Origin of the sequence: Myxococcus sp. AB056 (genome assembly GCF_006547365.1) — a bacterium.
Lineage (GTDB): Bacteria > Myxococcota > Myxococcia > Myxococcales > Myxococcaceae > Myxococcus > Myxococcus virescens.
Genome location: NZ_VHLB01000022.1, coordinates 93,735 through 102,564 on the forward strand (window position 1 = coordinate 93,735; position 8,830 = coordinate 102,564).

Sequence of the window (8,830 nt, forward strand, 5' to 3'; positions counted from 1 at the left end):
CTCCCCTGAGCGCCAGCTCGAATGATGCTGGGGCGCGTGCAGGCGCCTGACCGGGATGAACGTCGGTAGCAGATGGCTAGCACCAACAGGTGCGGTGGCTACCTTCATCAATGCATGGCGGTGGTGATGAACATCGACTGCCTGCGTGCGCCGGGGGGCGACATGAGGCAAAGACAGATTCTCATCACGGGCGGCGCGGGCTTCATTGGCTCACATCTGGCGGACGCGCTGCTGGCGCGCGGCCACCGCGTGAGGGTCCTGGATGCGCTGGTGCCCCAGGTCCACGGTGAAGCGCGACGACGCCCGGAGTACCTGTCCACCGATGTGGAGTTGGTGGTGGGCGACGTGCGTGACGGGGAGGTGGTCCGACAGTCCCTGGCGGGCGTTGACGCCGTCTACCACTTCGCCGCGGCGGTGGGCGTGGGCCAGAGCATGTACGAGGTGGCCCACTACACGGCGGTGAACAACCTGGGCACCTCCGTGTTGATGGAAGCGCTCATCGAGCGTCCGATTGAACGGCTGGTCGTGGCCTCCAGCATGAGTGTCTATGGGGAGGGACTGTCGCGCGCGCCAGATGGCCGGCGCATCCCCGGCGGGCAAAGGCCACTGGAGCAACTGGCGGATGGGAAGTGGGAGCTGGAAGGCCCCGGAGGCGAAGCCCTCACGCCCGTGCCGACGCCGGAGTCCAAGCCGCCAGAGCTCTCCTCCGTGTATGCGCTGTCGAAGTTCGACCAGGAGCGGCTGTGTCTCATCCTGGGCCGCGCCTACGGCATCCCCACCGTGGCGCTGCGGTTCTTCAACGTCTACGGGCCCCGGCAGGCGCTCTCCAATCCCTATACCGGCGTGCTCGCCATCTTCGGCGCGCGGTTGCTCAATGGAAGTCCGCCACTCGTCTTCGAGGACGGCCTGCAGCAGCGGGACTTCGTCCACGTGCGTGACGTAGCGAACGCCTGCGCGCTGGCGCTCGACGCGCGGGGGGCGGACGCGCATGTCATCAACGTGGGCAGTGGACAGTCCATCACCGTGAAGGAAGTGGCCCTGGCGCTCGCGGAGGTGATGGGCCGCCCCGGCCTCCGCCCCGCGGTGACGGGTCGCTATCGCATGGGCGACATCCGTCACTGCTTCGCGGACATCTCCCTGGCGCGTGACCTGCTGGGTTACGCACCCCAGGTCTCCTTCCACGACGGGCTCAGGGAACTGTCGTCGTGGCTCGAAGACCAGGTGGCGACGGACCGCGTGGCGGAGGCGCGCGCGGAACTCGAGGCGCGAGGGCTGACCGTATGAGCGCGGCGGAACCTTGGGAGGTGGAAGAGGACAGGACGGTCATCTTCGGCGGGGCCGGCTTCATCGGCTCCAACCTGGCGGACCACTACCTGTCCGCGGGGCGGACCGTGCGCGTTGTCGACAACCTGACGCGCCCCGGTGTGGTGCACAACCTGCGTTGGCTCCAGGCCCGGCATGGCGCCCGGCTGGAGGTGATGACTGCGGACGTACGGGACGCCTATGCGGTGAAGCAGGCCGTCATCGGCGCCAGCCATGTCTTCCACTTCGCGGCCCAGGTGGCGGTCACCACCAGCCTGGAGACGCCCGTCACCGACTTCGAGGTCAACGCGGGCGGCACCTTGAACGTGCTGGAGGCGCTGCGTGCCATGGAGCGGCCCGCGTCGCTCGTCTTCACCTCCACCAACAAGGTCTACGGTGGCATGCCGGGCGTGGAGCTCGTCCAGAAGCCCAGCCGCTACGAGCCTCGGGACGCGGGCCTGCGCGGTCACGGCGTGGGGGAGGCCTGCCCGCTGGACTTCGAGAGCCCCTATGGCTGCTCCAAGGGCGCGGCGGACCAGTACGTGCTCGACTACGCGCGGGCCTACGGGCTGAGGACGGTGGTGTTCCGGATGAGCTGCATCTACGGCCCCCGGCAGTTCGGCACCGAGGACCAGGGCTGGGTGGCGCACTTCCTCTTGCGCATGCTCGAAGGCCAGCCCCTCACGCTCTACGGGGATGGCAAGCAGGTGCGGGACATCCTCGACGTGGGCGACCTGGTGCGCGCGCTCGGCCTGGCGCAGCAGCACATCGGACGGCTCAAGGGGCAGGCCTTCAACATCGGCGGCGGCCCGTCGCGGACGGTGAGCCTGCTGGAGCTGCTGGGCCTCATCTCGCAGCGCACCGGCCTGCGTCCCGCGCTCCAGTTCGAGGATTGGCGGACGGGGGACCAGCGCTACTACGTCTCCGACACCCGGAAGTTCCAGGCCGCCACGGGGTGGGCGCCCCAGGTGGGAATCGCCGAGGGCGTGGACCGGCTCCACGACTGGCTGCGGACCCTGATGCATGAGCGGCCGGTGGCGTCGTGGCGGGGAGGGGCGCGTGAAGTCTACGCAGGCTAGAGGGCGCGCCGTCCGCCGTGTGTTGATGACCACCGACACGGTGGGAGGCGTGTGGACCTACGCGCTGGAGCTCTGCCGGGCCTTCGCCGACGCGGGCGTCCAGGTGGAGCTGGCGACCCTGGGCGAGCCCGTGACGGTGCCGCAGGCGGGTGAAGCCGCGGCTGTCCCGGGGCTGCGCCTCCACGAGAGCACCTATCGCCTGGAGTGGATGGACGCGCCCTGGAAGGACGTGCGCGCGTCCGGGGAATGGCTGCTGGCGCTGGAGGAGGTGTTGGCGCCCGACGTCATCCACCTCAATGGCTATGCCCATGGCGCGCTGCCCTGGCGGGCACCTTCGGTGGTGGTGGCCCACTCGTGCGTCCTGTCCTGGTGGGAGGCGGTCCTTCGGGAGCCCGCGCCGGCGCGATATGCGCGCTACCGGCGGGAGGTTCAGCGTGGCCTGCGCGCCGTGGACCGCGTGGTGGCGCCCAGCGCGGCGATGCTCGGCGCGCTCGAACGGCACTATGGACCGTTGTTGCCGCCCACCTGCGTCATCCCGAACGCGCGCCGGGCCGACTCCTTCACCGCGGCGCCCAAGGAGCTGTTCGTCCTCGCGGCGGGCCGCTTGTGGGACGAGGCCAAGAACCTGTCGGCGCTGGAGGCGGTGGCGCCCCGGCTGGCCTGCCCCGTGCGCGTGGCGGGCGAGCTGCGACACCCGGGGAGCGGGAAGGTGGCACGGGCTCGGAACACCGAGCCGCTGGGCCCCCTCTCCCCGGAAGCACTCGCCGCCTGGATGGCTCGCGCCGCCATCTACGCCATGCCGGTGCGCTACGAGCCCTTTGGCCTGTCCGCGCTGGAAGCCGCGCTCTCCGGCTGTGCCCTGGTGCTGGGCGACATTCCCAGCCTCCGAGAGGTGTGGGGGGACGCGGCGGTGTTCGTTCACCCGGAGGACCTGGATGGGTTGACCCGCGCGCTGCGAGGACTCCTCGAGGATGGGGCCCATCGGAAGCGCATGGCCGCGAAAGCGCGTGCCCGCGCGCTGACCTGGAACCCACGCCGCATGGCGGAGGACTACCTGCGGCTCTACGCGACGCTCCGGGCGTGGCCGGTCCGTCACCCGGCCGGGCTCGCGCTGGGCGCGCCTTGAGGATGGAAGGGGCACCGCGCATGCGCATCGTCGTCTTCTGCCACTCGCTTCTGTCGGACTGGAACCACGGCAATGCGCACTTCCTGCGCGGCGTGGTGACGGAGCTGGCCCTGCGCGGCCACGACGTCCGCGTCTTCGAGCCTGAGGACGCCTGGAGCCTGCGCAACCTCCTGCAGGAGCGAGAGGGCCCGGCGATGCTGGAGGAAGTACGACGCGTCTACCCGCATGTGCGGCCCGAGCGATACGACCTGGCGACGCTGGACCTGGACCGGGCCCTGGAAGGGGCACAGCTCGTCCTCGTCCACGAGTGGAACCCGCCAGCGTTGGTGCGCCGCCTGGGCGAGCGTCGCCAGGTGAGCGATGCCTTCCGCCTGCTCTTCCATGACACGCACCACCGGGGCGTGAGCGCTCGGGAGGAGATGGCCCGCTACGAACTGGCCCACTATGACGGCGTGCTCGCCTTTGGCGGCGTCCTCCAGCGGCTCTACCTGGAGCAGGGCTGGGCTCGGCGCGCGTGGACGTGGCACGAGGCCGCGGACACGCGTGTGTTCCACCCTCGGCCCGAGGTGTCGCCGGAAGATGACGTCGTCTGGATTGGCAACTGGGGTGACGAGGAGCGCACCGCGGAGCTGCATGAGTTCCTGCTCGGCCCGGCACAAACGCTGGGCTTGAAGGCGCGGGTGCACGGGGTGCGTTACCCGGACGCGGCGCGAGCGGCGCTGGCGCGCGCGGGCATCACCTACGCGGGGTGGCTGACCAACCACCGGGTGCCCGAGGCCTTCGCCAGGGCGCGCGTGACGGTCCACGTTCCCCGGCGGCCCTACGCCACGTCCCTGCCGGGCATCCCCACCATCCGTCCGTTCGAGGCGCTAGCCTGTGGCATTCCGCTGGTGAGCGCGCCGTGGCGCGACGTGGAAGGCCTCTTCACACCGGGAAGCGACTACCTGGTCGCGGACACCGGCGCGCGGATGCGCGACCACCTGCGAGCGCTGCTGGCGGACGCGGACTTACGCCGTGCGCTCGCCGAGCAGGGGCGCCGCACGGTGCTGGCCCGCCACACGTGCGCGCACCGGGTGGACGAATTGCTGCGCATCCACGCGTCACTGGTGCCCCAGGCCACGCAGGCGGGGGCGTTGTCACGGGGGAGGGTCACCGCATGAGCAGGGGACTTCGCATCGCATTCTTCGGTTCCAGCCTCGTCTCGGCCTACTGGAACGGCGCGGCCACCTACTACCGCGGCCTCATCCGCGCGCTGCATTCGCGAGGGCACCGGGTGACCTTCTACGAACCCGATGCCTTCGGGCGACAGCAGCACCGCGACATGGCGGACCCGAACTGGGCGCGCGTGGTCGTCTACACCGAGCAGGGAACGGCCGACGTGGAGCGGTGCCTGGAGGAGGCGCGCCACGCGGACGTGGTGGTGAAGGCCAGCGGCGTGGGCGTGTTCGATGCGCTGCTGGAGGCCCGTGTGCTCGACCTGAAGCGCCCGGGCACCCAGGTCGTGTTCTGGGACGTGGACGCGCCCGCCACGCTGGAGCGGCTGGAGCATCATCCGGATGACCCGTTCCGCGCGCTCGTGCCCCGGTATGACCACGTCTTCACCTACGGCGGGGGCGAGCCGGTGGTGTCCGCCTACCGGGCGCTGGGCGCGCGCCAGTGCGTCCCCATCTACAATGCGCTGGACCCCTCCACGCACCACCCGGCGCCGATGGAGGCCCGCTTCACGGGGGACCTGGCCTTCCTAGGCAACCGGCTGCCGGACCGCGAAGCCCGCGTGGAGGCCTTCTTCCTGAAGGCCGCGGAGCACTTGCCCGGCGCGCGCTTCCTGCTGGGTGGCAGCGGCTGGGAGGCGCGCCCCTTGCCTTCCAACGTGACGCGCCTGGGGCACGTCTACACGCACGAACACAATGCGCTGAACTGCTCGGCGCGCGCGGTGCTCAACATCCACCGCGACAGCATGGCGCGCTTCGGCTTCTCTCCCGCCACGCGGGTCTTCGAGGCGGCCGGCGCGGGGGCATGCCTCATCACCGATGCTTTCCTGGGCGTGGAGCTCTTCCTGGAGCCTGGACGCGAGGTGCTCGTGGCCCGCTCCGGGGAGGAGGTGGCCGAGCACGTCCGCCGGCTGACGGACGCGGAGGCCCGGCGCATCGGTCAGGCCGCGCTCCGGCGCGTGCTGGCCGGACACACGTACCTGCATCGCGTCTCCCAGGTGGAGGCGGCCCTGGGGCTTCGGACCGGGTCCGCCACCACGACGCGGGAGTGCGTCGCATGAGGAAGGGGAGGGCGTGCGAATGAAGGTTGTCATCCTCGGCCTGTCCATCACCTCCAGCTGGGGCAACGGCCATGCGACCACCTATCGCGGGCTGGTGCGTGGGCTGGTGCGGCGCGGGCACGACGTGTGGTTCCTCGAACGGGACGTCCCTTGGTACGCCGCCAACCGGGACCTGCCGAACCCGCCGCACGGACGCACCGAGCTGTACGCCAGCCTGGACGACCTGGCCGAGCGCTTCACGACACTCGTGCGTGAGGCGGACCTGGTCATGGTGGGCTCCTACGTCCCGCAGGGCGTGGAGGCAGGCGCGTGGGTGCAGCGGACCGCGCGGGGCGTCACCGCCTTCTATGACATCGACACGCCGGTGACGCTCGCGCGGCTGGCGCGAGGCGCCTGTGAGTACCTGCGGCCGGAGCTGGTGCCGGGCTACCGGCTCTATCTGTCCTTCACGGGCGGCCCCACGCTGGAGCGCATCGAACGGGAGCTGGGTTCGCCCGCCGCGCGGCCGCTCTACTGCAGTTGTGACCCAGAGCTGCACGTCCCGGCGCCGTGCGAGCCGCGCTGGGAGCTGGGCTACCTGGGGACCTACAGCGAGGACCGCCAGCCGGTGCTGGAGCGGCTGATGCTGGACGCCGCGCGGGCGTGGCCCGAGGGGCGCTTCGCCGTGGCGGGCCCCCAGTATCCCGAAGGCCTCCGCTGGCCGGCGAACGTCACGCGTGTGGAGCACCTGGCGCCCCCGGAGCACCCGGCCTTCTACAACGCCCAGCGCTACACCCTGAACGTCACGCGCGCGGACATGGTGCGTGCGGGCCATTCGCCCAGTGTGCGCCTCTTCGAGGCCGCCGCCTGCGGCGTGCCCGTCATCAGTGACGACTGGGCGGGCCTGGAGACCTTCTTCGAGCCGGGGAGGGAGCTCTTCGTCACGCGCTCCGGCGCGGAGACCTTGCGCTACCTCCGGGAAGTCCCCGAGCGGGAACGTCAGGCCATGGGGCAGCGAGCGCGGCGGCGCGTACTGGCGGAGCACACCGCGGAGCACCGGGCGCGGACGTTGGAGGACTACGTCCTGGAGGCGGAGCGAGGGGGCTAGCGAAGCCTGGGAGAGACAGCACCATGCGGATCGCCATCATCGGAACGGGGTATGTGGGGCTCGTAGCGGGGACCTGCTTCGCGGAGTCAGGGCATGACGTCACCTGCGTGGACCTGGACGCGCGGAAGGTGGAGGCGCTGCGGCGCGGGGAGATTCCGCTCTACGAGCCAGGGCTGGAGGAGCTGGTCCGGCGCAACGTCGCCGCACAGCGCCTCCGCTTCACCGAACACCTGCCGGAGGCGGTGTCGCCGGCACAGGTGGTGTTCATCGCGGTGGGCACGCCCCAGTCGGAGCGGGGAGACGCCGACCTCCAGCACGTGCTCGTCGCCGCGGAACAGATTGGCCGGTCCCTGCGCCACTACACCGTCATCGTGAACAAGAGCACCGTTCCCGTCGGGACGTCGGACCGGGTGCGGTCCGCGGTGGCGCGCACCACCGACGTGGCCTTCGACGTCGTGTCCAACCCGGAGTTCCTCAAGGAAGGCGCCGCGCTGGACGACTTCCTCAAGCCGGACCGGGTCGTCATCGGCACCACGTCCGAGCGGGCCCGGAAGCTGATGGGCGACCTCTATGCCCCCTTCGTGCGGACGGAGAACCCCATCCTCTTCATGGACCCCCACTCCGCGGAGCTCACCAAGTACGCGGCCAACGCCATGCTGGCCACGCGCATCTCGTTCATGAATGACATGGCCCTGCTGTGCGAGCGCGTGGGCGCCAACGTGGACCTGGTGCGCAAGGGCATGGGCGCGGACCGCCGCATCGGCTATGCGTTCCTCTATCCGGGCATCGGCTATGGCGGCAGCTGCTTCCCCAAGGACGTGCGGGCGTTGATGTCCACCGCGCGTGAAGTGGGCCTGGAGCTGGACCTGCTGCGGGCCGTGGAGTCCACCAACACCCGGCAGAAGCGCTGTCTGCTCGGCAAGGCGTTGAAGTTCTACGGCAGCCTCGCTGACCACACCTTCGCCGTGTGGGGCCTGGCCTTCAAGCCGAAGACGGATGACATGCGGGAGGCGCCCTCCGTGGAGCTCATCGAAGGGTTGCTTGGCAAGGGCGCGCGCGTGCAATGCCATGACCCGGTGGCCAGCTCCGTGGCCCGGCAGTACTTCGGTGACCGGGTGGCGTACGCGCCCACCTGCTACGAGGCCGCCGAGGGCGCGGATGGCATCTTCCTCGTCACGGAATGGAACGAGTTTCGCCGCCCGGACCTCAAGCGGCTCCGGACACTGATGCGCCGCCCCATCATCTTCGACGGACGCAACGTGCTCGACCCTCGGCTCGCCCGGAGCGAGGGCTTCACCTACATCGGCATCGGGCGCGGCTGACGCACGGCCCCGGGTGGCTCTGGCGGGCTTGGGGTGCTATCCCCGCGCATCGCCCCGATGAGCACCGACGCCCCAACTGTCGCCGCGCCCCCCGATGTCTTTCAAAAGCGTCTCGATGGACTGCTCATCGGGGCGCTCGTCGTCTGGGGATTGGCCCAACTGGCGCCCCACCTGGCGCATCCGGCCATCTACATCTGGGACGAGGCGATGCACCAGGCCGCCGCGCGCGGCACGCACGACACCTTCTTCACGCCGCACATCTACAAGGACCCGGTCTTCCCCGCGGACCCGCGCCACTGGTGGGCCGCGCACGTGTGGATGCACAAGCCCACGGGGCCCTTCTGGTTCGGCGCGCTGATGATGCACGTGGTGGGCGTGACGCCGCTGGCGTTGCGGCTGGCCTCGCTCCTGGGGCACCTGGCCGCGGCGGTGTCCATCTACCTCATCGCGCGCAGGCCCGCCGGGCGCTTCTGGGCCGTGCTGGGGGCGGCGGGCTTCCTCGCCATGCCCTTTGGCTGGCAGCTCGTCCAGGGGCGCATCTTCGGCGATGTGACGGATTGCACCCTGACGGGCTGCAACGCCGTCGCGGTGGCGCTCCTGTTCCACGCCACGCGCCAGGACTCCTGGCGGTGGGGGCTGGCG

At 70.6% G+C, this 8,830-nt stretch carries 8 protein-coding genes; all 8 read left to right on the top strand.

Annotation, left to right across the window (positions count from 1 at the left end; all coding sequences use genetic code 11):
* Nucleotides 1–114 precede the first annotated feature (114 nt).
* Nucleotides 115–1,284, top strand: a complete 1,170-nt coding sequence (locus FMP39_RS12795; protein ID WP_305036068.1) for an NAD-dependent epimerase/dehydratase family protein — start codon at nt 115–117, stop codon at nt 1,282–1,284.
* Entirely contained in the window at nt 1,281–2,381 is a 1,101-nt protein-coding gene (locus tag FMP39_RS12800) for an NAD-dependent epimerase/dehydratase family protein (RefSeq protein ID WP_141590181.1), read from the top strand. The genes FMP39_RS12795 and FMP39_RS12800 overlap by 4 nt, the downstream gene beginning before the upstream one ends.
* Nucleotides 2,362–3,507 (top strand): glycosyltransferase family 4 protein, encoded by a 1,146-nt coding sequence (locus FMP39_RS12805; protein ID WP_228557948.1) that lies wholly within the window; start codon nt 2,362–2,364, stop codon nt 3,505–3,507. The genes FMP39_RS12800 and FMP39_RS12805 overlap by 20 nt, the downstream gene beginning before the upstream one ends.
* Nucleotides 3,508–3,527: 20 nt before the next feature.
* A complete protein-coding gene (locus tag FMP39_RS12810; RefSeq protein ID WP_141590182.1) occupies nt 3,528–4,667 on the top strand; it encodes a glycosyltransferase in 1,140 nt (379 codons plus the stop codon).
* Nucleotides 4,664–5,779: a glycosyltransferase gene (locus FMP39_RS12815; RefSeq protein WP_141590183.1), complete on the top strand. Its 1,116-nt coding sequence runs from the start codon at nt 4,664–4,666 to the stop codon at nt 5,777–5,779. Before FMP39_RS12810 ends, FMP39_RS12815 begins: the two co-directional genes overlap by 4 nt.
* 19 nt (nt 5,780–5,798) lie before the next feature.
* On the top strand, nt 5,799–6,866 hold the full coding sequence (locus tag FMP39_RS12820) for a glycosyltransferase (protein WP_141590193.1): 1,068 nt from the start codon (nt 5,799–5,801) through the stop codon (nt 6,864–6,866).
* A gap of 23 nt (nt 6,867–6,889) precedes the next feature.
* Nucleotides 6,890–8,188: a UDP-glucose/GDP-mannose dehydrogenase family protein gene (locus FMP39_RS12825; protein ID WP_141590184.1), complete on the top strand. Its 1,299-nt coding sequence runs from the start codon at nt 6,890–6,892 to the stop codon at nt 8,186–8,188.
* 57 nt (nt 8,189–8,245) lie between these two features.
* On the top strand, nt 8,246–8,830 hold a 585-nt coding region (locus FMP39_RS12830; protein ID WP_194858374.1), incomplete at its 3' end, for a glycosyltransferase family 39 protein.

Coding starts and splice junctions, on each gene's coding strand:
- FMP39_RS12795 (WP_305036068.1), top strand. CDS start 115: ATGGCGGTGGTGATGAACATCGACTGCCTGCGTGCGCCGGGGGGCGAC.
- FMP39_RS12800 (WP_141590181.1), top strand. CDS start 1,281: ATGAGCGCGGCGGAACCTTGGGAGGTGGAAGAGGACAGGACGGTCATC.
- FMP39_RS12820 (WP_141590193.1), top strand. CDS start 5,799: ATGAAGGTTGTCATCCTCGGCCTGTCCATCACCTCCAGCTGGGGCAAC.
- FMP39_RS12825 (WP_141590184.1), top strand. CDS start 6,890: ATGCGGATCGCCATCATCGGAACGGGGTATGTGGGGCTCGTAGCGGGG.
- FMP39_RS12810 (WP_141590182.1), top strand. CDS start 3,528: ATGCGCATCGTCGTCTTCTGCCACTCGCTTCTGTCGGACTGGAACCAC.
- FMP39_RS12815 (WP_141590183.1), top strand. CDS start 4,664: ATGAGCAGGGGACTTCGCATCGCATTCTTCGGTTCCAGCCTCGTCTCG.